A 20,512-nucleotide genomic window follows, 5' to 3' on the forward strand; every position below is an offset into this window, starting at 1 on the left:
TCACCCCTATCTTCTACTAGCGTGTTCCGGCAATTAGTTGACGCTGCATGCGGTCAAGCTGCGCCTTTACACTACCGTCATAAATGCGATCGCCAATTCGGATCTTTAAACCTCCGATTAGCTCTTGATCTACCACATTTTTCACTTCAAGTTGTTTCTTCCCTGCTTTTTTTGCAAAAAGCTCGGCAATTTGCTGCTCGTCTTCCTTCGCTAAAGGCTTAGCTGAATAGACAAGTGCTTCTGCTTTATCCTGTGCTTCTAATGCAAGCTTCTTAAATGTTTGAATTAATGGAACGAGAATGTCCGTACGTTTACGGTCGACTAAGAGGTAAATCAGATGAAGGCTCGGTTCACTTAGCGCTTGTCCGAAGCTTTCCTTAATAAATGCTTGCTTTTTTTCTGTCTTTACCTTCGGATGACTAACAAACTGGACAAATTCAGGAGTTGATTCGATTACGACTTTCACTAATTGAAGCTCGGCATTCAATTCGTTTAGTACGTTCTTTTCTTGAGCCACTTTAAAAAGGGCTTCCGCATAACGATTGGCTACTGTGAGATTGCTCATAGCTTCTCGCCTACTTCTTTCAGATATTCTGAAACCAGCTTCTCCTGCTCATTTGCATCCAATTCTTTCGTAATGACCTTCTGAGCAATTAAGACAGAAAGACCTGCTACTTCTTCACGTAATGATGCAACTGCCTGCTCTTTCTCACGTTGGATTTCAGCTAAAGCCGCATCCTTTAAACGCTCGGCATTTTCTCTTGCTTGAGCAATAATATCTTGCCCTTGCTGTTCACTAAGCTTCTTCGCATTTTGAATAATTTCATGTGCTTCTTCTTTTGCTTTCTCAAGCTCTTTCGTTTGATTCGCAATGAGCTCTTCCGCTTCTTTACGAGTCTTCTCTGCTGAGTCGAGATTATCATTTACAATTTGTTCACGCTTTTCCATTACACCAAGTAAAGGCTTTAACGCAAACTTCTTCAATAAAAATAGTAACGCTAGAAACGCAAATAGTTGGTATAATATCGATCCCCAAGGTATTGTCAATTGGATTCACTCCTTTCATGGATGTGAAGAATACTTCCATTCAATGTATAAGTAATTCATTCATTAGCTTCTTTGTAAGTCGTACAAAAGGAATGGCGAAGGTTCTAAATGAACACTATCGCCATTTCCCATAATAAAGCTTGCTTCTTATGCAAGCTCAAGAATTAGTAGATGAATAATAATAGGAAAGAGATAACGATCGCAATGATCGGAACCGCCTCAGCAAGAGGTACACCGATGAACATAAGAGTTTGTAATGTACCACGTAGTTCTGGTTGACGAGTTGTTCCCTCGATCGTTGCCTTTACGATAATACTTACTGCGAACGCTCCACCGATCGCCGCTAAACCTGCTACAATTGCAATTGCTAATGCTGTCATAATTATAAGTCCTCCTTAAGGATAAGTTTATTTTTTAAATTATTTAAACGCTCATGTATTGAAATGAGCAGTGTTTAATGATCTTCAACTTTGTGGGCCATATAAACCATCGCAAGCATGGCAAAGATAAACGCCTGCAACGACCCGATAAACATTCCAAATGCCTGCCACACCATCGTTGGTAGAAACGCGGCAAAGGTCCAGAAGCCCCATGTCGTACCTAGACCAATTAATAGAACCATTAAAATCTCCTTCGCATAAACGTTACCAAACAAACGCATTCCAAGCGTTAGCGCGTTCGCAAATTCCTCAATAATTTTAAACGGTAATAGGAAAGGCACTGGTTTGACATACCCTTTAAAATACTCCTTTGTTCCTCTAATCTTAATTCCATAATAATGAGTCATAACAATAACAAGCACCGCAAGGGTTATCGTTAATGCTGCATCAGACGTTGGTGATTTCCACCATACTTCGTGAGTCTGTTGGTTATAAATCTCAAAAGGAATCCCTAACATATTCGCAACAAACACATAAAACAAAAGCGTGAAGGCCAACGCGGTAAATTGTCCGCCAACATTCCAATGCATGTTTGCCTTAATAATGCCTCGAACAAAGTCTACAACCCATTCAAGAAAGTTTTGCATACCTGAGGGTCTCATCGACAGATTACGTGTTCCAATAAAACAAATCAGGAAAACGATTACACATGTAACGGTCGTCATTAATACCGTCGACATATTAAACTGTAACCCTAGAAATTCCCTCATAGGTGCTATGTGATCCATTCAATTCTCACCTCTTTCTAGCGAATTCAATAAGCATATCTGCCATAATAATGAAATACATCAGGGCAAAGCCTGCAATGACTGAGATTAAATCTAGCTGCTCTGGATATGTAATGGCAAGCCATACTCCTAGTAATGCGATTCCGATTCGAATAACAAAACCAAACCCTGCTACGACATAGGATAATGTTGTATGGTTTTTCATGCCTGAGGCAGCTTCCCCAATCAAAATGGATTTCCGATAGGTTGTCCAAAGACTGAGTAGGCCTAAGAGGAGCCCAATCATAAAGCCGAGGAAATGCGACTGAAATGAACTTGTCAGATAACCTATCATACATAATAGCACAAATCCTGACACGATTAAGCAATAATTTTTCATTTTTTTTTGAATCGTTGTCACTTCTGACCTTCCCCTAAAAAAGGCTCGACGGTTTTATATACGCCGTAAAACCCTGTACCAAGTCCCAGCAATAAAAAAGCGATGATGAAAAATGGCTTTGCTCCAAATTGGTTCCCTAACCAGAGACCAATAAATACACCACCAACTGTTCCACCTACGATATAGGAGGAAATCGTCGAGACAAGTGCCATCGTCCGCAAAACTCGATTGCCATTTTTGTCATTTGACATCGTTTCACCTCAACATTCTTTTGCTGAGCATATAAATATGTAGAGTTTTTCTTCATACCCTTTGTAATCGTACAATAGCATACCCCTTGTGTCAATGCGTATTCCCACAGATTTACACACTCACAACATATCTGTTCACATTACTGTCAAAAAAATCCGAAAACTGTATAAGAGCAACAAGAAGAGTCGACAAGCGTGGTTGAATGCATAAGGATCATAGCCAATACACTAAAATATATTTTTCCCTTTCCACGAGGGGCCAGCTCGCAGAAAGGGAAGGTATTAAGAAAGTATGGTTTTAAGGGTATTGACAAGGCGACCTTTAATTTATGCAATAAGAGAAACCGCTACCTATTTTGAAAAGCTTGATTTTATTTATTCAGTGGCTCTTATGAATGCGGTCTAATGATATCACCAATTGTAATCACTGTTTCAATTGTGTCTTCCTTGCCGTCTTTTCGTGCGTAAACAAGCGCCTTGTACGTTCCGTCCTCAACACTAGGCTTCGACCAAGTTCCACTAACCATTCCACGCCCAATGTTGTATTTCACATCAAGAAACTGAATAAATTCAAATGTATCGGGATCATACAAAGCAATACCCATTTCTTCTGCCCCCCCCGGCAAATAGAGCTCATAGCGATAATCTCCTGGGTGATCACCTACGCCAAAGTTAAAAGCCATCACCCGTGGATAATTGGGCTCCTCGATAAAGAAAACGTAAGGGATCGAAATTTCATCACGTCCTCCTTCAATCTCGATATGACCATGATGAATCCCTTCCTCAAGCACAGCAGGAAATAAATCGAGCTCTACTTGTACCTCTTTCTTTTCGCCTGGTTTCAAATCAAGCGAAAAAGGAACCTTCCATTGCAAGCCATCCGGAGCATCAAATGGTGGCTTCACATGATACGTCCGCGTTAAGTGATCATGGTTTTCAATTGTGAACGATACCGTTCTCTTTTCACGGTTATCATCCTTCGACCATTTCCCAAACGTTAATGTCGCTGGATACGCTAACGTTTTCACTTCAAGAGCTTTGTCTACTTGAAGCCTACCTGCCCCTTGCTCGTAGGGTAAATAGAGCTCGCCCTCATCGTTTTCAAGCCTCTTTGCTGTATTCATTAATGCTGCTTTAATTTGCTCTGGTGTCCAATCAGGATGAGCTTGTTTTACTAAAGCTGCCGCTCCAGCAACATGTGGCGCAGACATGCTCGTGCCATTTAAGCCAAGGTACCCTTGTGGAACAGTGCTATCAATCGCTACTCCCGGCGCGACAATATCAGGCTTTACTTCCCACGTTTGGGTGACAGGGCCTCTTGAGCTAAACGGCGCAATAAAGTCCTCCTCATGACGATAAACTGTCCGTAAATGAGGGGAGTTCGACCCTTTTTTAATCTTTTCGACAAGCCATTCGCCATCTTCCTTCGTCAAGCTTACAACTGGAATTTTCTTCGAAGGTTCAACCATTCCAACAAAAGCTCCTGAGAGGTTATTGTATATAATAAGCGCTTTAACGCCTGCTTCCTCAGCATAATCCGCTTTCTCTGAAAAAGGGATCATCCCCCTTTTCACAAGCACAACCTTCCCCTTCACATCGGTCTCTTTCCAATCGTCTTCTAGTCCATAATCCAAATAAACAAGTTCGCGATCTCTTCTTAAATCCCACGGCAGGGCTCCTCCCATCGGATAGACCGTTAACTCTTTTTCCTCGCCAACATACGTTAAATAAGGTGTCTTAATAGGCGGCGCTGATGCCCCAACAGAAATAGCTTTCGTTGACGTACCAGGCGACCCTACTGTCCACATCTTCGGTCCGCTATTTCCATTTGATGTCACTGCGACGATACCCTCATCAACCGCTTGATCGAGCGCAACACTCGTCGGCCAGTCTGGGCCATTCACCGTATTCCCTAAGGATAAATTAATAATATCAACTTCATCTACCACCGCTTTTTCGATCGCTTCAATGACTTGCTCTGTCGTACCTGATCCACCAGGTCCTAATGCCCGATAAGCGTAAATCTCTGCTTCTGGCGCTACACCCTTCACCTTTCCATTAGCCGCAATGATACCCGCTACATGTGTTCCATGTAGAGTTGGCTGACCCTGTTTGGACGTTGTTTCCATCGGATCATGATCATAATCAACAACATCGTAGCCACCACGAAAGTTCGCTTTTAAATCTGGGTGATTATAATCAACGCCTGTATCGATAACAGCTACTTTAATTCCTTTTCCTGTTAGACGCTGTCCGTCCCTATCCATCTTGCCACGAGTCGCGTTACCACCTATAAATGGCACACTTCCATCCAAATCAACCGAATATTCTGTGACTCGATCAATACGGTCAATTGCCTCTATTCCCGCCAATAAATCAAGATCCCCTTCCTTAAGCTCTAATGAAAAGCCATTTAATACCGTGCGATACATTTTTCGAATTTCACTATCTGGTAGAAGGGTCATCACCTCTTGGGCGATCTCTTCAAGATTACCTGAAGCGGTTACAATGACAACAATTTCCCGTTCGCTTTGCTTCTTTTGCTCAGGTAATTGATTCAGGGCAAATGATTGCCCACTGCTTAACGTAAATAATAAAGTTGCTATTATGAAAGCAACGAAGCATTTTTTCAACATCAAACTCCCCCACCCAATTCGAGATAAAAATAGTATGATGCACGATAACCATTTTTATGTATTACTACCACCAGAAAGGCGGGTAACGGGAGCATGTACATGATGGAATTTCATCGTAGACCCGCGCCTACTATTATTGAACGGATCCTCATTCCGCTATTTTCTTAATAAGCACGATTTGACCGTGTTTTGTAATCCTCATTCCGCTATTTGCCTTTTCAGCCTCTTTTTTCATCTATTCTGCCTAATTAGCAGAATGAGGATTCCCTTTCAATCACTTCTGCAAACAAATATCCTCTTTAGCGGAATGACAATTCCCTTCATTTCGCTACATACAGGTGCGAAACGCGTGAACGATTAACAGCCACCCCGCACGCCGAGGACAAAATCTACTTCAATACAAAAAGCCCAACCATGCCTTTTATCATAGTTGAGCTTCTCCGAGGACATCGACAAAGTTAAAAACTAGACTTTTTCAGCACCCTTTGTTCTTCCCCTTATTTTTCAATCCTTTTATTTCGTGCCAAAAAGGCGATCGCCTGCATCCCCTAAGCCTGGAACGATGTAGCCTTTTTCATTTAGTTTCTCATCCATGGCCGCCAAGTAAATATCAATATCAGGGTGAGCCATCTGTACAGCCGCTACCCCTTCAGGAGCCGCTACTAAGCACATAAGCTTAATCGACGTTGCACCACGCTTTTTAATACTTGTAATCGCATCGATCGCTGATCCTCCAGTAGCTAGCATAGGATCAATGACGATCAACTCACGCTCATTGACATCATTCGGTAACTTCACATAGTATTCGACCGGCTTTAATGTTTCTGGATCACGATACAAGCCGACATGTCCCACCTTTGCTGCAGGAATCATTCGTAAAATTCCATCGACCATACCTAAACCTGCTCGCAAAATAGGTACGAGACCAAGCTTCTTCCCAGCAATCGTTTTAGATGTCGCTTTTCCTACAGGTGTTTCGATTGTCACTTCTTGTGTCGGCAAATGACGAGTAATCTCAAAGGCCATCAAACCAGATACTTCATCAACTAACTCTCTAAATTCCTTCGTACCAGTCGATTTATCGCGGATATACGTCAATTTATGTTGGATCAACGGGTGATCAAATACAAATACTTTACTCATCATTAAGGCTCCTTCGTATTCGGACTTCTTTACACTCTTTGAAATTCTACAAAAAAAGACACGTTCATTCAAGCTATATGGGCGATTTTCTTGCAAGAATGATAAAAATTAAATGTTTTGAATTTACGGAACCTTCCACTCATCCTGATATAAAGCCACTGAAAAAGGTAAACTTGATATGATCCGTCATACGCGATAGCAAGAGTCGTGCGCGCACACAGTTGTTTCAATGTGTAACGTACAGAGAAGACACCTCTCCCTACATTCGCTTTCACTCTTCTTAACGGAACCCCATTCCGTTATTTCCTTCATATAGCCTTTTTTAACTACCCTTCCGGAACCCCATTCCGTTATTTAGCTATTTGTGTTTCGTTTCTCTCTTATTTTTTCGCATTAGCGGAATGACGTTCCACTTCGCACACTCAAACAGCGTATATCTTTCATTTAACGGAATGATGTTCCGCTTAGACTTTAACTCCGACAAGAACAACGCTTTTCATTGAATAGCCCCGAAAGCTTCTTCTGTTGTTCTCATACTGCCTGCCTCGCCTTCATAATTTTGTAGGAGCTAATTAGGAAGCCACTGAACACGTATCAATCACCTTTTCCAGTACCTTTCATTTGAGCTCGCTTGATACGAAAAGCTCACACGTAATATGCTTTCAAAACAGACAACCGTTTCGCACATTACTTAAAGGGCGCCAAAAAAGTTAAAAACCAAACTTTTTCAGCGCCCTTCTCATTGGCCTACCTATTCTATTCTTCTCTATTCATAATATTACACTAAATCCCCAAGACCTGGATACATTGGGAATTTCGCTGTAAGAGACGCTACTCGCTTGCGAATTTCTGCCTTCTTCTCTTCGTTATCGACATTCTTCAACGTCAATGCGATTAATTCACCTAATTCATCCATCGCTTCTAAATCTAACCCTCGTGCTGTCACAGCCGCTGTACCGATACGAACACCACTAGTGACAAACGGACTTTCCGGATCAAAAGGAATCGTATTTTTATTCGTTGTGATACCAACTGAATCTAATGCTTCTTCTGCTACTTTCCCTGTTAATTCCAACGTACGTAGGTCAAGTAAAAGCAAGTGATTATCAGAACCACCTGAAACCAGGTTTACACCTTCATTTACAAGCTTTTCACCTAAACGTTTTGCATTATCGATAATAGATTGAGCATATTGCTTAAATTCAGGAGTTAAAACCTCTCCAAATGAAACAGCTTTTGCGGAAATAACATGCATAAGTGGGCCACCTTGGATACCAGGGAAAATGGACTTGTCAATTTTCTTTCCGAACTCCTCGTGACACATAATCATTCCACCACGAGGTCCACGTAATGTCTTATGTGTTGTCGTCGTGACAAAATGAGCATGCTCGACAGGATTTTGGTGTAACCCTGCAGCTACTAGACCGGCAATATGAGCCATATCAACCATTAAATAAGCGCCCACTTCATCTGCAATTTCACGGAACTTCGCGAAATCAATCGCACGTGGATACGCGCTTGCACCTGCTACAATGAGCTTCGGCTTATTCTCAATCGCTAACTGGCGAACAGCATCGTAATCAATACGTTGCGTTTCTTTATCAACACCATACTCAACAAAGTTATATTGAACTCCACTGAAGTTCACCGGGCTTCCGTGTGTTAAGTGTCCGCCATGTGATAGGTTCATTCCTAAGACTGTATCACCCGGCTCTAAAATGGTGAAATATACAGCCATGTTTGCTTGAGCACCTGAATGTGGTTGAACGTTGACGTATTCTGCACCGAAGATTTCCTTCGCACGATCACGAGCGATATCCTCTACAATATCAACATATTCACAGCCACCATAGTAACGACGACCAGGATATCCTTCTGCATACTTATTCGTTAATACAGAGCCTTGTGCTTCCATAACAGCTTCACTTACAAAGTTCTCTGATGCAATCAGTTCGATTTTATCTCTTTGTCGACCTAGCTCTTGTTGAATCGCAGCAAATACTTTCGGATCTTGTTTTGGTAATGATTTCATCTCTCATACCCTTCCCTTCATCTTTCGGAATTTGAACGAAACCGTCCTATCTCAGAATATATTCTAACATAAGACGGCCTTAAATCCGTACATTATTTTAAAAAAACTATTTTTCATTCAGATTCATTCGTGATAGACGGCACGAATACCACCGATGAGTCTCGGCCTTGTGTAAGCCATCGTTACATGAGCTTGACCTATTTCTTTAACCGTACTTCTTAATGGAACAGCAACAGGACGAAGATGCATTCCGATGAACGTATCACCGATATCAATCCCCATCTCAGCCTGAATGGTTTCAACAAGGACAGGGTCTTCCAATTGGCCAAATGCATGAGTTGCCATAGCCCCTCCTGCTGTCCGAATTGGAATCGCACTAACGATCTCATAGCGACGATCACGTGCTGTTTTGCGTTCTACGACAAGCGCACGATTTAAATGTTCACAACATTGGAAAGCAAGCTGCACATTCGTACGTGCACGGATCTCTGCCAATACTTGAAAGATTGTATCTGCTACTTCCTCTGAACCTTTCGAACCAATTTGCGAGCCAATGACTTCGCTTGTACTAGCGCCTACGACGAGTAAGGAATCCTCTGTAAAAGGAAAAGCCTGCTGTAAGTCAGCTAATGCCACCTTTAAATCAGTTGATAGTTGTTTTGTGAACGGCTCCATCTAGTGCCTCCTTACAGTATGACATGAATACCTTTATATCGTAAATCGTTCGATTGTCACTTTCAATTTTTTTGATTGACCAGAGAGCAGATTAGCTGTTTCCGACATTTGATCAATGACTTGCGCTTGCTCAGAAGTGATCGTCGCTACCTTTTCTGTACTTGCTGTTGTCGTTTCAGCAATCGAAGCTGCCACCTCTTTAGACTGTCCACTCGATCTCTTAATTGCATCCATCTGACGGTGAATCATCGTCGAAATATCCGCAATCACGTCCGCAACCTCTAAGACAGATTGTTCAACATTTGCAATCGCTTCATTCGTCGTCGTTCCTTTTTCAGATTGCTCACGGGCAAAGTCGACTTGATCACCAATCTGCTTCACGACATTTTGTACCTCAGTTTGCATGCTGTGAATGAGCTCAGTTATATTTTGTACAGCTTGCCCACTTTCATCAGCTAAGTTTCGAACTTCATCCGCCACTACTGCGAATCCCTTCCCTTGTTCACCTGCACGCGCCGCTTCAATCGATGCATTCAAAGCAAGTAAGTTCGTTTGACCGGCAATATCTCCAACTAGTGAAATAATATCGCCAACCTGCTTCGCTTGCTCATCTAGTTGACTAACCGCCTTCAAGGAATGCTGGTTATCGGTTGCTAATTGCTTAATCCCATTCACTAATGAATCAAAGATCTCCCGACTATCCTTTAACGTATGTACCATTTCATCTGATGATTTCTTTGATGTCTGCGCACGAGTTTGAACCTCCCCAGCAATGTCTGTTAACTCTTCCATTAAGCCAACTGTCCCATTCAAGGCGACTGCTGACTGTTCAGCTCCTTCTGATATTTCTTGTATGGTCACACCAATTTCCTTTGCTTTTTGCTGCGCTAATTGTGAGGATTGCTCCATTTCTGTCACTTTCGCATTCGTTTGCTCGAAATTATGATCAATATCCTTCACCATATTTCGTAGATTCGCTAGCATTTCATTATAGGCTACCCCCAGTGAACGAATTTCATCATCTGATTTTGTCACCGTGATGTCCTGTTGTATATTACCAGCAGCCGCCAGCCTTGCTGATTGTTCTAGCTCACGTATTGGTTTTGTAATATAAGGTGCGGCGAAATAACCTAAGACTGAGCTCCAAAGAACACCTTTAAGTAATGTAAGCAAAATAAGCGTTTGCATGCTAACACCTAATATATTTAACAAGAAATCACCAAGAATAAAAATAAATATTGCACTCGTACCAAATGTGACTAGTGATAGTCCACTTACGCCAAACACTAGCTTCTTGCGAATACTTGCTCGGTACTTCTTTTTCTCCTCTGCCATATGAGCCACCTCTTACTTTCTGTTTAATTTTTCAATTAGGGGTTCCAAGCACCCTTCTATCTCTTGGGCAACTGTACGATATTGCTCTAACGTCCCCCCAAACGGATCAGCAATATCGCTGTCCTTCTCCTGTTCATAAGCAAATTCCTTTAACGTAAAAAGCTTCTCCTTCACTTCTGGAAAAAACACTTGAATCGATTGCTTATGTGACTCTGTCATCGTTAATAGCAAATCAGCCCAATCGATTAAATCTTCAGTCAATTCTTGAACAGAATGGGCAACAAAGATCCCTTTCTCTTCTAGTACGGTTCTTGTCCCTTCTGAAAGAGCTGACATCGTCGAAGCATGTAATCCTGCTGATTTCACTTCAATTGCTTCTCCCATCCTGTCCCGTAACAGTGCTTCAGCCATAGGACTTCTGCAAGTGTTTCCCGTACAAATAAATAGAACACGTTTCACACATTAAACCTCCTTTTTGAGCGAATTATGGCGAATATCGTTAGTATATCCTTAATTTTACCATAGACATCCCCAAAAACCTACATCATTTAAAACAGGTCTTTAGTCATATAAAAAGTAGCTTGCCGCCAAAGCCAATTAAAATACACCCTCCTAACAGTTCACTGTAGGAACCAATTACATGCTGAAATCTAGCCCCTACTATTAGACCTAACCAAGCAAGTACCATGCTCATCAAGCCAATCATGCCAACCGTCATTAACGTCTTTGCCCCAAGAATGCCCAAGCTTAAGCCTGCCGAAAAGCTATCTAAGCTAACACTAATGGCAAACAGCAGTAAGCCCCAACCAACTGGTTGCAAGAGCGATTCCTCCTCTTGGCGCCATGCACTTATGACCATCTGAACACCTATGAATAGAAGTAGCCCACCGCCAACATAGTGAGCTATCATACCAACATATTGCGAAAGCCATTTACCTGTCACCATCCCAAGTAATGGCATAACGATATGAAACGCACCGATCACAAGACCGATACGGAAAATTTGCATGATACGTAGTCCCGCCATTCCCATTCCAAGTGAAACAGAAAAAGCATCCATCCCAAGTGCACATGCCATGATCATTAACGTGACCCATTCCGCCATCTCGCTCACTCCTTGTCCGTGCTAGTCCATATGTATGCACAAACAGTAGGAAAAAGACGTGAAAATGAAGTCAATGAGCGAGTTGGGTACTTTATCCACACCCTCAATTATCAAATAATATCGCTTCCTCGTAAAGTATTTCACTTATTTGATCTTAAATTATGATAGCTAATAAGTAGTAACTTGTCAGCATTTGCAAATGCTCTTTTTTGTTGCTATACTATTAATGAATGACAGTCAGTCATTTTTAAATAGGAGGAAGATACATGGCAAAAAAAGCAAATAAATTACCACTTATCGTTGATGCAGCGATTATCCGTTTTAAGGAAAAGGGCTTTGAGCACACTTCTGTTTCTGATATCGTCAAACAAGCCGGCGTAGCTCAAGGGACATTCTATTTATATTTCAAATCTAAGAATGAACTAGTTCCAGCAATTGCTGAACGCATTCTAACGACCCTATTTGAATCGATTCAAGAAAACGTAGACGATCACGCCTCAACGATAGAGATACTCACTATCGTTGTCGACGAGACATTTGCGATTACAGATCAATATGATGAATTGATTAAGCTTTGTTATTCCGGACTCGCCTATTATCATACGTATGAACGCTGGGAGGAAATGTACGCCCCTTATTACAGCTGGATTGAAGCTCAATTGAAAAAAGGTATCGATGAAGGTGGGATTCAATCAAAAATCGAACTCTCTTCTTTAACAAAAATGATTATCAATTTGATTGAATCCACAGCTGAGTCTTATTTTTTCGGAAATCAACAAACGACTTCTGTTCGTGAAGTGAAGCAACAGCTACTACTTTTTATTTCGAGTTCACTGACTGACAATCAGTCATAAAATATAAAAAATGGAGGTACTAACATGAATACGTCTCACAAAAAGGAAAAGCAATTACTTCAGCTTTCCATCTACGGGGCGCTTCTACTTGCGGTTATTGCGATCATTTGGGGTTTTCTTATTTCCTCACAAATGGTCGTTTTTGATGGTCTCTATTCACTAATAAGTGTGAAATTATCATTGCTATCTTTATTAGGTGCTAATTTCATTCGTAAACGAGATTCCAAACGCTTTCCTTTTGGAAAGCAAATGGTCGAGCCTATTGTACTATTAGTGAAATATACAGCTATTTTGCTGTTATGTATCACAGCTATTGTTTCTTCAGGAATAACGCTTTTTTCAGGTGGTTCTGAGGTCAACTTTGGATATGCCATGTTGTATGCCCTGCTATCTACTATACTCTGCTTAGGTATATATACGCATTTGAAGAAGGGAAGCGACCAATTAGGCTTCGTTCAAGCCGAAGCCAACCAGTGGAAAATGGATATGTATTTAAGCGCGGCTGTGTTACTCGGCTTTTTAGCTGCTTTACTCGTCTCAACTACACCCTATGCTCATTTCACACCGTATATTGATCCGCTCATGGTCATAGTTGTTGCTGGGGTCTTTCTGAAGGTTCCGATTACTGAAATGATCAAAGCGTGTCGCGAAATACTTGAAATGGCACCAGATGAATCTATACAAGCAAGCTATGAACAGTTATTTAACAAGATTAAACAAGAAGAGAGAATAGAGAAAATGTATGTCCGCCTAGCTAAAGTCGGCGGAACACTCTTTGTTGAGGTTGACTTTATTTTAAATGAGCATTCCTTGATTCAATCTGTCGATCAGCAAGACGATATTCGCGAGAAAATTAAAAGCGCAACCGACCATTTACCGTATCAAAAATGGTTAACTGTCTCCTTTACAAAGGATGAGAAATGGGCCGTTTAATGAAGATGCAAGAGCCGTTTCGATGGCTCTTGTTTTTGTAAAAGCCATTGAAAGCGCTTCATATATTAAAGCGAGCGCTCTAACTGCTCGTGAAAACGCTCCAATTCTGATCGAAAGCACTCACATGACAAATTTCGAGGATGTTCCCCCTTCCTCGATTCCTCCCAAAAGCCCTAAATAACCGCATCCGCCGCCTTCTCAAGTCGGTTCATGATCGCAATGCCAATTCCTTCTTTCGGGAATGCCTCCGCATAAATAATTTCAGCCTTTTGCTGATCAAACGTACGTAAGCTATCATATAACTTCTGCGCAACTGTTGATAGGTCATCTCTTTTTCCACAGGCGACGACAATATCAGCATCATATTTAGCTTTTCTCTCCTCCGTCGTTAACACACCGACTCGATGTCCTTTTGCTCTGGCCTCTTGTACATAATTGTTGATTTTTCCACAGTCTGAAACGACGTACAGTTGACCGATTGGCGCATAATGGGTATATTTCATTCCAGGTGAACGCGGGGCTTCAGTTTCAGCTTGCAAGGAAGGATCGACTTCAATCGGGCCGATCACAGCTTCAATCTCTTCCTTCGTAACTCCTCCCGGCCGGTAGAGTATCACTCTATCCACAGAACAATCAACAACTGTTGATTCAACTCCGACGCCCGTAACACCTCCATCAACAACACCAGCAATCTTTCCATTTAAATCATGAATGACATGGCTCGCGCTTGTCGGACTTGGCTTACCTGATTGATTGGCACTTGGAGCGGCAATCGGCACATCTGCTGCTTCTATTAGAGTTAAAGCGATCGGATGAGAGGGCATTCGCACACCAACAGTGTCCAATCCCGCTGTTACACTCTCTGCTATGCTATTTGTACGCTTTAGTATAATCGTCAACGGTCCCGGCCAAAAGGCATGTATGAGCTTTTTCGCTACTAACGGAACGTCGATCACTAATTCCTTTAACTGCTCTTCCTTAGCAATGTGGACAATTAATGGGTTATCACTCGGCCTTCCCTTCGCTTGAAAAATGTTCTGAATTGCTTCTTCATCAAGAGCATTTGCACCAAGTCCATAAACCGTCTCCGTTGGAAAGGCAATGACATCTCCATTTTTTATCCACAACGCTGCTTCCTTTATTTCACTACTTTTATGTAAAAATTGATCATCTTTATCCACAATCCATCGTTTTGTTTGTTTATAACTCACTTTTCATCGCTCCTAACTTCTCCATTTTGCAAGTGAAGCCACACGATGTCAATATTTCATTCATATTTCGACGTAATCTCGGGTTTTTTTAATCAAATCCATCAGTCACAACATCTCCTTCCTTCTTAGCTCGTTCTCCGTGTTCCTTCAATGCGAAAGAGGTTATCCACACTTGTGGACAACCTGTAGATAAGTAACCCTTTTCAGGCAATGTGACAACACCAAATTTTCACATCATCCGTTTGATGCTTTTTAAAATGAGCTGATTCTTGGATCGCTTTCGGAATACTTTCTTTGACAACCTCTCTAAACCCTAGCTGATGAAACAATGCACTAGTCGCCTTCGCACATAAATAAACGGTCTTAAGCTTCTGCTCTTCAGCATATTTCAGCGTTAATTGCAGAAATTCCAAGCTTAGCTTGGCATCCCATTCAGGCGATTGCAAAATGAGTGATCTTAATAGACCGACCTCCTCATACATTTCAATTCCTACCGTTCCAATTAGTTGTTCAGCATCGTTTTCAACAATTAAGAAATGTTCAATTATATGTTCAATACCTTCATCTCGTAATCCTGCTTTCGCAACTAACCGTTGCACCTTCAGCAAATCCTCTTGCTTTGCCTTTCGGACAACTATAGCCATAGCAAGCCACTTCCTTTCTACTAGCTTACTAATCTATATGCAAGGCTTGTCTCAATTATGCCTCTTATCCGAATATACGCTCAAATAATCCACTAAACCACTCAACAAAGAAAAATGAAACTTCAATCTCCTCTTCATCTGTTTCCTCAGCAATTTCTTCTTCAAATTCATCATCCGTTGTCTCTATTGCATCTCCATTCGCCATATCAATAAAGCATAGAGGTGGGAATAAGACACACCACCAATTCTCACCATTTCCTTTTCCTAGCGTAATTAATACCGCATCGTATGTACCCGCTGGATAGACAAGGTGACCATATAGCTTCGTCGGGAAATTAACAGCATCAAAGTCGACCTCATAACCTTGCTCTAAGCCATAACGCTCTAATTCTTGTGCTACAATCTCCTCAATTTCTACTAAATTAGCTTCAATCGTCGCTTTCGCTTCTTCCATATCATCTATATGTAACACCCATTCCGTAATCGCTTCATTTACTCGATCACGTATATCACGCTTTAAAGCTTGATCAGCTACTGAATCACTATTTGCTAGAATGCGTAGGCGTATGGCTTCCTCTTCATTAACCTCCTGATGTAGCTCAGCTATCGCAAGCGAATGTTGAGCTTCCCAATTAACGACTATAACAAATAACGAGAATAATAGATAGATAACAACATTTGGTTTCATAATAAAAAACACCGCCCCTTCACGAATTATTCTCGTCAAAGAGAGCGGTATTTAAACCTATCATTTTTCTTTTTTTGAAAGATAAGAAGGTCACCTTCATAAAAGATGTGACGACTACATACGACGTAATGAACGCGTCGTCATCGTTCCATAAGCCATTACTATTCGCTCTTTCCCATTAATATCTCGCTTGATTTCAGTCACAGCGTGTGGAAAAACTGTTGATAACATTTCACAAACCGTCTGCGCTTGCCCAATACCTACTTCAAACGCAACTAAGCCCGTTTCTTCTATTACTTGTGGAAGTTCCGTCATAAACCTACGATATACATCTAACCCGTCCTCACCACCGAAAAGCGCCAAATGCGGCTCGTGCCCCTTAACATGAACCGCCAACTTTCCTTCATCACGTACAGGAATATACGGAGGATTCGATACAACCACATCGACTTTTCTTTTCAACGATACATAGGGAGTTAGTAAGTCCCCATTCATAAACGTAACATCAGCTTCTAGGCTACGTGCATTTTCCTTAGCAACCATTATCGCTTGTGGTGAGATATCTATCGCTTCTATATTCATTTGAGCATTTTCAAGGGCTAGCGTAATGGCAATCGCTCCACTCCCAGTCCCGACATCAACAACCTGAATCATTCGCTCCTGAAAAAGTTTCTGCGCACGCTCACTCACCACTTCCACAAGCTCCTCTGTTTCTGGACGTGGGATGAGCACATCACCATTGACCTTAAAGCGTCGCCCATAAAAGATTTCATATCCAATCAAATGCTGAACAGGAACCCCTTGTGCATGTTGTTCTAGATCAGACGATAGCTGATTCCACACTGCTTTAGAAAGTGGCTCTTGCAGCATCATCAAAAAATGTGTCCGATTCACTTGTAAATAATGCCGTAGTAGCAATTCGCCGACTGGTTGCTCCAGCTTCCTTTCAGCTAAAAAAGAAGAAGCCCATTGAAGAGCCTCTTGGATCGTCCTATTGTTCGGCATTTTGCATCGCTTCCGCTTGTTCTTCAACGATCAGAGCATCGATGATTTCATCAAGCTTCCCTTGTAAAATTTGCTCTAGCTTCTGAAGCGTTAAACCAATACGGTGATCGGTCACGCGACTTTGTGGAAAATTATACGTGCGAATCCGTTCTGAACGATCACCGGTTCCAACCGCAAGCTTACGATTGGAATCATATTCTGCCTGAACCTCGCGCTGAAATTTATCATATACTCGCGCACGAAGAACCTTCATCGCTTTCTCTTTGTTCTTAATTTGCGATTTCTCATCCTGACAAGAAACGACCGTTCCAGTCGGAACATGTGTTAAGCGCACAGCAGACATCGTCGTATTAACACTTTGCCCACCAGGACCACTTGATGCAAAGGTATCCACACGAATATCCTTTTCGTGAATTTCCACTTCAACCTCTTCCGCTTCAGGAAGAACAGCAACCGTAGCAGTTGACGTATGAATTCGACCACCTGATTCGGTTGTCGGTACACGTTGCACACGATGAGCTCCATTTTCATACTTCAGCTTAGAATAGGCACCGCTTCCGTTCACACTGAAAATGATTTCCTTGAAGCCACCAAGCTCTGTTGTTGTCGATTCAATGACTTCAACCTTCCAGCCTTGTGCTTCTGCATAACGAGTATACATTTTATATAAATCGCTCGCGAATAGCTGCGCTTCATCTCCACCAGCAGCTCCGCGAATTTCAACGATGACATTTTTATCATCATTCGGATCTTTTGGTAGTAATAATATTTTCAAGCGAGCTTCAAGCTCTTCAATCGTCGTAGATAGTTCATCCATCTCCTCTTTGACCATTGCATACATCTCATCATCAAGCTTATCCTCAAGCATCGTTTTAGCATCTTTCAATTGTGTACTAGCTTCTTTATAGTCACGATACGCCTGTACAGTCTCTTCTAAATCCGATTGTTCCTTTGAATACTCACGCAATTTCGTTGAATCGCTAATGACATCAGGGTCACTTAGTAACTCATTTAATCGATCATATCGATCTTCTAAAGATTGTAAACGATCTAACACGGATTTTTCACCTCATCATATTCCATCGTATAACAGAACTATTATAGTACATTGCCTTACGGTGGTCAAATAAGAAAGATACACAGCGCCTTTTTGAGTCGTGCATCGTCCGTCAAAACGAAGTAGAGCTTTTCTAATAGTAAGGTTCTTTTAGAAAAACGTCACGTATGTAACTGAATCTGCTCATCACCCCAAACTTCCAGCTATTTCTTAAAATTCATGCTTCACCATGAAAAAAGAGGGGAATACTAGTAGTAAACTTATTCAAGCGCCATACTACCTACATCATAAATAGTAAGAAAGGGTGGTTCACATGAGATATGTCATTATTGGTGGTGATGCAGCTGGAATGAGCGCTGCGATGCAAATTGTCCGACATGACGAGAATGCGGAGATCATCACACTAGAAAGAGGAGAGATCTATTCGTATGCACAGTGTGGTCTTCCTTATGTTATTGGAGGACTCATTTCATCAACAACCGATCTCATTGCTCGAGATGTTGAAACCTTTCGTCATAAGTACCGAATTGACGCTCGGACTAAGCATGAAGTGACTTCGGTTGACCTAAAGAACCAAATCGTAAGTGGTGTTGACTTCTCCCTTTCATATGACAAACTGCTACTTGCAACAGGGGCTAGTCCTATCGTTCCTTCATGGCCAGGAAATGACTTGCAAGGAATTCATACAGTGAAAACAATTCCCGATACTGAACAATTAATGGCCGATGCGAAAGAAAAAAAGCATATCACAATCATCGGAGGTGGTTATATCGGACTGGAGCTCGCTGAAAATTTTATTAAAATAGGGAAAGATGTGACCATTATCGAACAAGCGCCCCAGCTTGCTGCTAGTTTCGATGAAGACTTTTCCAACATGATTCTAGAAGAAGCAGAAAAGAATGGTATGAACGTTCGGCTTCATGAAACCGTTGAAGGATTTTCAGGCAACGAACGTGTCGAACGTGTGATTACGGATCAAGCTTCTATTCGTACTAATCTAGTTGTCGTGGCAATCGGTGTGACGCCCAACACATCGTTTCTTTCTAACTCTGATCTTCACTTTCATCGCAATGGTGCAGTGATTGTGAATCGTTTCATGGAAACGAATGTAGAAAACGTATATGCAGCAGGTGATTGCGCAACACAATACCATCGTATCAAGCAAAAGAACGATTATATCCCTCTTGGTACACACGCTAATAAACAAGGAAGACTAGCAGGTAAAGCAATGATTGGTCAGCCTACACCCTTTCAAGGTATTGTTGGTACATCGATTATTAAATTCTTCAGCTTAACGTTAGGGCGCACAGGCCTATCAAGTCGTGAGCTAGAGGAGCTTTCCTACCCATATAATCAAATGACCACCGAAATCGGGCATATTGCCAGCTATTATCCTGGAGCTGAGAGGTTAACCGTTCGACTTTGTTATCACCGCGAAACGAATCAGCTTCTCGGTGGACAAATCATCGGTCATGCAGGTGTCGACAAACGAATCGATGTCCTCTCAACCGCTCTCTATAACGAAATGAAGATTGATGAATTAGAGCATTTAGATCTCGCCTATGCGCCTCCTTATAACAGTGTTTGGGATCCGATTCAACAAACCGCTCGGAGACGAGAGTGACCTAAATGTCACTGTGAAAAATCTTTTCAGATCGAAGAAAAAAGCTTGGAGGGAGACAAAAGTGTTTAGTAGAGGTTGAAGGAAGGAACGTGAGAACTTCAAATAGTAACATTTCACCCATATGTAAGAAACCCAAATGAGGCATAGCCCGATTGAGTTTCTTCAATCCTTAATCCGACTCACGTATATGGACATTATATCTTGGGATCTCTTGGCTAAGCTGTTGACGAAGTTTATCAAAATATTCCTTCTTTTCCTTTTCCTCCATGTCTTCCGGTGCTTTCACATTAACAAAAGCATGATTTCCAGCAAGAAACACCATACCAGAATCAAGACCAAAATCCTCTTGTATAATTTCAGCAATAAGCTGTTGATCATTTCCCAAATGACGTCTCTCTACATCCATAGATCTGAAGTTCGTACCAGTATTGGGCATTTCGTCTAAATCGTAGCGACCTAATTGCTGCTTTCGAATTTGTCCATAATTTAGTGGTCCTGGTCCGAACAATCCGTACATGACGCGATTCGTACCTGGTTCATCTGAGGCATTTTGCACACCCTGACCGTCACCAGAATCATAGTGAGCGTCTTGTTGTTGACAGCCTATAGCAAGGAATAGTATCACCACAACCATAATAAATAATACTTTCTTCAATCTAAGCACCTCCTCTACATTCAGACTGATTTCTTTTATAGTCTGTCCGATTTTGTAGAAAAGAACGTGA

Annotated in this window: 22 protein-coding genes; 3 read left to right on the plus strand and 19 right to left on the minus strand. The window is 41.7% G+C overall.

The window, feature by feature from the left end:
• Positions 1-16: 16 nt before the first annotated feature.
• From ACERJO_RS12885 to ACERJO_RS12945, 13 genes are all read right to left on the minus strand, one after another.
• Positions 17-565, minus strand: a complete 549-nt coding sequence (locus ACERJO_RS12885; RefSeq protein ID WP_247102129.1) for a F0F1 ATP synthase subunit delta — start codon at positions 563-565, stop codon at positions 17-19.
• Positions 562-1,047 carry a F0F1 ATP synthase subunit B gene (gene atpF, locus ACERJO_RS12890; RefSeq protein ID WP_252120605.1) on the minus strand — a complete coding sequence of 162 codons (486 nt, stop codon included), beginning with the start codon at positions 1,045-1,047 and terminating at the stop codon, positions 562-564. Before atpF ends, ACERJO_RS12885 begins: the two co-directional genes overlap by 4 nt.
• A 164-nt stretch (positions 1,048-1,211) precedes the next feature.
• On the minus strand, positions 1,212-1,427 hold the full coding sequence (gene atpE, locus ACERJO_RS12895; protein WP_035344710.1) for a F0F1 ATP synthase subunit C: 216 nt from the start codon (positions 1,425-1,427) through the stop codon (positions 1,212-1,214).
• A 74-nt stretch (positions 1,428-1,501) separates the two neighbouring features.
• Positions 1,502-2,215: a F0F1 ATP synthase subunit A gene (gene atpB / locus ACERJO_RS12900; RefSeq protein WP_247102115.1), complete on the minus strand. Its 714-nt coding sequence runs from the start codon at positions 2,213-2,215 to the stop codon at positions 1,502-1,504.
• Between the two features lie 7 nt (positions 2,216-2,222).
• Positions 2,223-2,615, minus strand: coding sequence for an ATP synthase subunit I (locus tag ACERJO_RS12905; protein WP_247102112.1), 393 nt, complete (start codon positions 2,613-2,615; stop codon positions 2,223-2,225).
• Positions 2,612-2,845, minus strand: coding sequence for an AtpZ/AtpI family protein (locus tag ACERJO_RS12910; protein ID WP_247102091.1), 234 nt, complete (start codon positions 2,843-2,845; stop codon positions 2,612-2,614). Before ACERJO_RS12910 ends, ACERJO_RS12905 begins: the two co-directional genes overlap by 4 nt.
• A gap of 389 nt (positions 2,846-3,234) precedes the next feature.
• Positions 3,235-5,481 (minus strand): S8 family serine peptidase, encoded by a 2,247-nt coding sequence (locus tag ACERJO_RS12915; RefSeq protein ID WP_373647749.1) that lies wholly within the window; start codon positions 5,479-5,481, stop codon positions 3,235-3,237.
• A gap of 513 nt (positions 5,482-5,994) precedes the next feature.
• Positions 5,995-6,624, minus strand: a complete 630-nt coding sequence (gene upp / locus ACERJO_RS12920; protein ID WP_247102080.1) for a uracil phosphoribosyltransferase — start codon at positions 6,622-6,624, stop codon at positions 5,995-5,997.
• Positions 6,625-7,402: 778 nt separating this feature from the next.
• Entirely contained in the window at positions 7,403-8,656 is a 1,254-nt protein-coding gene (gene glyA, locus ACERJO_RS12925) for a serine hydroxymethyltransferase (protein WP_373647750.1), read from the minus strand.
• 123 nt (positions 8,657-8,779) lie between these two features.
• Complete coding sequence (locus ACERJO_RS12930; protein WP_373647751.1) at positions 8,780-9,331, minus strand: TIGR01440 family protein; 552 nt, start codon at positions 9,329-9,331, stop codon at positions 8,780-8,782.
• Positions 9,332-9,364: 33 nt separating this feature from the next.
• Complete coding sequence (locus ACERJO_RS12935) at positions 9,365-10,666, minus strand: methyl-accepting chemotaxis protein (RefSeq protein ID WP_373647752.1); 1,302 nt, start codon at positions 10,664-10,666, stop codon at positions 9,365-9,367.
• Positions 10,667-10,678: 12 nt separating this feature from the next.
• Complete coding sequence (locus ACERJO_RS12940; protein ID WP_247102069.1) at positions 10,679-11,125, minus strand: low molecular weight protein arginine phosphatase; 447 nt, start codon at positions 11,123-11,125, stop codon at positions 10,679-10,681.
• Between the two features lie 106 nt (positions 11,126-11,231).
• Positions 11,232-11,771, minus strand: coding sequence for a manganese efflux pump MntP (locus tag ACERJO_RS12945; protein ID WP_373647753.1), 540 nt, complete (start codon positions 11,769-11,771; stop codon positions 11,232-11,234).
• A 266-nt stretch (positions 11,772-12,037) separates the two neighbouring features.
• Here ACERJO_RS12945 and ACERJO_RS12950 point away from each other — a divergent pair, with 266 nt between their 5' ends.
• Both ACERJO_RS12950 and ACERJO_RS12955 read left to right on the plus strand, forming a co-directional pair.
• Positions 12,038-12,625 carry a TetR/AcrR family transcriptional regulator gene (locus ACERJO_RS12950; protein ID WP_373647754.1) on the plus strand — a complete coding sequence of 196 codons (588 nt, stop codon included), beginning with the start codon at positions 12,038-12,040 and terminating at the stop codon, positions 12,623-12,625.
• Between the two features lie 24 nt (positions 12,626-12,649).
• Positions 12,650-13,558 (plus strand): cation diffusion facilitator family transporter, encoded by a 909-nt coding sequence (locus ACERJO_RS12955; protein WP_373647755.1) that lies wholly within the window; start codon positions 12,650-12,652, stop codon positions 13,556-13,558.
• 173 nt (positions 13,559-13,731) lie between these two features.
• Here the strand turns inward: ACERJO_RS12955 and ACERJO_RS12960 are convergent, their stop codons facing one another.
• The 5 genes from ACERJO_RS12960 to prfA form a co-directional block, all read right to left on the minus strand.
• Positions 13,732-14,769: an L-threonylcarbamoyladenylate synthase gene (locus tag ACERJO_RS12960; protein WP_373647757.1), complete on the minus strand. Its 1,038-nt coding sequence runs from the start codon at positions 14,767-14,769 to the stop codon at positions 13,732-13,734.
• A gap of 203 nt (positions 14,770-14,972) precedes the next feature.
• The gene (locus tag ACERJO_RS12965; RefSeq protein WP_247102051.1) at positions 14,973-15,413 is read right to left on the minus strand and encodes a GNAT family protein; all 441 of its coding nucleotides are present in this window, start codon (positions 15,411-15,413) and stop codon (positions 14,973-14,975) included.
• Positions 15,414-15,477: 64 nt separating this feature from the next.
• Positions 15,478-16,101 (minus strand): stage II sporulation protein R, encoded by a 624-nt coding sequence (gene spoIIR, locus ACERJO_RS12970; RefSeq protein WP_373647758.1) that lies wholly within the window; start codon positions 16,099-16,101, stop codon positions 15,478-15,480.
• 114 nt (positions 16,102-16,215) lie between these two features.
• The gene (gene prmC, locus ACERJO_RS12975) at positions 16,216-17,106 is read right to left on the minus strand and encodes a peptide chain release factor N(5)-glutamine methyltransferase (RefSeq protein ID WP_373647759.1); all 891 of its coding nucleotides are present in this window, start codon (positions 17,104-17,106) and stop codon (positions 16,216-16,218) included.
• On the minus strand, positions 17,093-18,163 hold the full coding sequence (prfA, locus tag ACERJO_RS12980; protein ID WP_373647760.1) for a peptide chain release factor 1: 1,071 nt from the start codon (positions 18,161-18,163) through the stop codon (positions 17,093-17,095). Before prfA ends, prmC begins: the two co-directional genes overlap by 14 nt.
• Before the next feature lie 313 nt (positions 18,164-18,476).
• Between prfA and ACERJO_RS12985 the strand changes: the two genes are divergently transcribed.
• Positions 18,477-19,787 (plus strand): FAD-dependent oxidoreductase, encoded by a 1,311-nt coding sequence (locus ACERJO_RS12985; protein ID WP_373647761.1) that lies wholly within the window; start codon positions 18,477-18,479, stop codon positions 19,785-19,787.
• Between the two features lie 169 nt (positions 19,788-19,956).
• Here ACERJO_RS12985 and ACERJO_RS12990 read toward each other — a convergent pair whose 3' ends face one another.
• On the minus strand, positions 19,957-20,442 hold the full coding sequence (locus ACERJO_RS12990; protein ID WP_373647762.1) for a hypothetical protein: 486 nt from the start codon (positions 20,440-20,442) through the stop codon (positions 19,957-19,959).
• Positions 20,443-20,512: the final 70 nt, after the last annotated feature.

It is taken from the genome of Halalkalibacter sp. AB-rgal2 (genome assembly GCF_041821005.1).
Lineage (GTDB): Bacteria > Bacillota > Bacilli > Bacillales > Bacillaceae_D > Halalkalibacter.

What these genes read in the sequence shown, in the direction of transcription:
- atpB (WP_247102115.1), bottom strand. Translation starts at nt 2,215, where the DNA reads ATGGATCACATAGCACCTATGAGGGAATTTCTAGGGTTACAGTTTAAT.
- ACERJO_RS12950 (WP_373647754.1), top strand. Translation starts at nt 12,038, where the DNA reads ATGGCAAAAAAAGCAAATAAATTACCACTTATCGTTGATGCAGCGATT.
- ACERJO_RS12955 (WP_373647755.1), top strand. Translation starts at nt 12,650, where the DNA reads ATGAATACGTCTCACAAAAAGGAAAAGCAATTACTTCAGCTTTCCATC.
- ACERJO_RS12985 (WP_373647761.1), top strand. Translation starts at nt 18,477, where the DNA reads ATGAGATATGTCATTATTGGTGGTGATGCAGCTGGAATGAGCGCTGCG.
- ACERJO_RS12945 (WP_373647753.1), bottom strand. Translation starts at nt 11,771, where the DNA reads ATGGCGGAATGGGTCACGTTAATGATCATGGCATGTGCACTTGGGATG.
- atpE (WP_035344710.1), bottom strand. Translation starts at nt 1,427, where the DNA reads ATGACAGCATTAGCAATTGCAATTGTAGCAGGTTTAGCGGCGATCGGT.
- ACERJO_RS12915 (WP_373647749.1), bottom strand. Translation starts at nt 5,481, where the DNA reads ATGTTGAAAAAATGCTTCGTTGCTTTCATAATAGCAACTTTATTATTT.
- prmC (WP_373647759.1), bottom strand. Translation starts at nt 17,106, where the DNA reads ATGCCGAACAATAGGACGATCCAAGAGGCTCTTCAATGGGCTTCTTCT.
- ACERJO_RS12885 (WP_247102129.1), bottom strand. Translation starts at nt 565, where the DNA reads ATGAGCAATCTCACAGTAGCCAATCGTTATGCGGAAGCCCTTTTTAAA.
- upp (WP_247102080.1), bottom strand. Translation starts at nt 6,624, where the DNA reads ATGAGTAAAGTATTTGTATTTGATCACCCGTTGATCCAACATAAATTG.
- spoIIR (WP_373647758.1), bottom strand. Translation starts at nt 16,101, where the DNA reads ATGAAACCAAATGTTGTTATCTATCTATTATTCTCGTTATTTGTTATA.
- ACERJO_RS12930 (WP_373647751.1), bottom strand. Translation starts at nt 9,331, where the DNA reads ATGGAGCCGTTCACAAAACAACTATCAACTGATTTAAAGGTGGCATTA.
- glyA (WP_373647750.1), bottom strand. Translation starts at nt 8,656, where the DNA reads ATGAAATCATTACCAAAACAAGATCCGAAAGTATTTGCTGCGATTCAA.
- ACERJO_RS12935 (WP_373647752.1), bottom strand. Translation starts at nt 10,666, where the DNA reads ATGGCAGAGGAGAAAAAGAAGTACCGAGCAAGTATTCGCAAGAAGCTA.
- ACERJO_RS12910 (WP_247102091.1), bottom strand. Translation starts at nt 2,845, where the DNA reads ATGTCAAATGACAAAAATGGCAATCGAGTTTTGCGGACGATGGCACTT.
- ACERJO_RS12965 (WP_247102051.1), bottom strand. Translation starts at nt 15,413, where the DNA reads ATGGCTATAGTTGTCCGAAAGGCAAAGCAAGAGGATTTGCTGAAGGTG.